A 1,526-nucleotide genomic window follows, 5' to 3' on the forward strand; every position below is an offset into this window, starting at 1 on the left:
CCCGGCCGGTGGCCGCGTCCGGCCGGGCCCGGAAGTCGCCGCCCCGGCCCAGGTCGAAGACACAGGCGGCCGGCACCACCGGCACCACCTGCGCGGGGTCCGGCCCGACGCGCACCCCGCGCCCCCGCTCCTCCAGCCAGGCCATCACCCCGGACGCCGAGTCCAGCCCGTACGCGCTGCCACCGGTCAGTACGACCGCCTCGACCGTCCGCACCAGGTTGCGCGGATCGAGCGCGTCGGTCTCCTTCGTGCCGGGCCCGCCGCCGCGCACGTCCACCGCGGCCACGGCCCCGCCCTCGGGCGCGAGCACGACCGTGGTGCCCGTGAGCCATCCATCGCCGGTACGCGTCGCGTGCCCCACGCGCACGCCGGCCACATCCGTCAGAGCGTCAGCTTTCATGGGGCCAGTACTGCCCGGTCAGGGGCGGCCGTACCCTGGACGTATGAGCACCGCCCCCGATCCCCGCCCGAGCGGGCCCAAGCCGGCACTGGTCTTCGACGACCCGCTGGACCAGCAGTCCTCGGACGACACGGACCGCGGCTGGGGCGAGCGCCCGTCCGGCGACAGCGCGGCCGATCTGAAGCGCTTCCTCGACGAGAAGCCGCCCCACCACATCTGACCCGCCCGCCGGCGGGCCGCCCCTACCGCTCGCCGTGCCCCGTGCCGCGCTGCGCGACGAGGGTGTCGCGGATCTCCTTGAGCACCTCCAGCTCGGTGATCTCGACGACCTCGCGCGTGCTCTCCTTCGCCTTCCGGCGGGCCTCCACCCGGGCCAGGTACTTCGCCATGGGCAGCACCATCAGGAAGTAGACGACCGCCGCGGTGATCAGGAACTGCAGCGTCGCCCCGAGGACCGAGCCCCACAGGATCCTGACACCGGTCGCGGCGTCCCCGGCGCCCTCGCAGGGGCCCTTCAGGCACGAGCTGTAGCTGTCCAGGTTCTTCGTGCCGAACGCACCCACCAGCGGATTGATGACGCCCTTCACGACCGAGTTGACGATGTTCGTGAAGGCGGCACCGATGACCACCGCCACGGCCAGATCGACGACGTTGCCCCGCATCAGGAAGGCCTTGAAGCCCTGCAGAATGCCCGTCTTCTCCTGGTCGCTCACTTCGAGGCCTCGTTTCTCGTGCGTAGGGTGCGGAAGAAAACGCTCCGCAACCTACGTCACCGCGGTGCCGGCCTGTCCAATCGGGCCTCCCGGCGCGAGGGCCCCACGAGTGGACGAGGACCGGAGGAGCACCGGTCACCACACGGTCACCGCCAGCCGTGCCGTGGCGCTCGCGCCGGCCAGGCCGGCCGCCGTGGAACGCGGCACCGACAGCACGACCAGCGCCCCGCCGTCGCCCGTTCCGTCCGCTCCACCCGTTCCGTCCGCCGGTTCCGGCACCTCGGTCACCCGTGCCCCGCGCGCGACCACGCGGGCCCCGCCCCCGGACACCGTCTCCTCGGCGGCGATCACGTCCACCCGGTCGCCCGGCCGCAGCAGCCGTACCGTGGCCGCGTCGGCGATCCGCACCGCCG

The 1,526-nt window shown here is 73.5% G+C and carries 4 protein-coding genes; 1 reads left to right on the forward strand and 3 read right to left on the reverse strand.

Going from position 1 to position 1,526, the window contains the following annotated elements; translation table 11 throughout:
- The coding region (locus B7767_RS28235) for a P1 family peptidase (RefSeq protein ID WP_179167319.1) at positions 1–400 on the reverse strand (400 nt) is incomplete at its 3' end.
- 43 nt (positions 401–443) lie between these two features.
- Here B7767_RS28235 and B7767_RS44965 point away from each other — a divergent pair.
- Entirely contained in the window at positions 444–620 is a 177-nt protein-coding gene (locus tag B7767_RS44965) for a hypothetical protein (RefSeq protein ID WP_107425243.1), read from the forward strand.
- A gap of 22 nt (positions 621–642) precedes the next feature.
- Here B7767_RS44965 and mscL read toward each other — a convergent pair whose 3' ends face one another.
- Positions 643–1,113 (reverse strand): large conductance mechanosensitive channel protein MscL, encoded by a 471-nt coding sequence (mscL, locus tag B7767_RS28240; RefSeq protein ID WP_085574639.1) that lies wholly within the window; start codon positions 1,111–1,113, stop codon positions 643–645.
- Between the two features lie 135 nt (positions 1,114–1,248).
- The coding region (locus tag B7767_RS28245; protein ID WP_256923597.1) for an RcpC/CpaB family pilus assembly protein at positions 1,249–1,526 on the reverse strand (278 nt) is incomplete at its 5' end.

Source organism: Streptomyces sp. 13-12-16 (assembly GCF_002114215.1).
In the GTDB taxonomy this organism is placed as follows: domain Bacteria; phylum Actinomycetota; class Actinomycetes; order Streptomycetales; family Streptomycetaceae; genus Streptomyces.

Coding starts and splice junctions, on each gene's coding strand:
- B7767_RS44965 (WP_107425243.1), top strand. CDS start 444: ATGAGCACCGCCCCCGATCCCCGCCCGAGCGGGCCCAAGCCGGCACTG.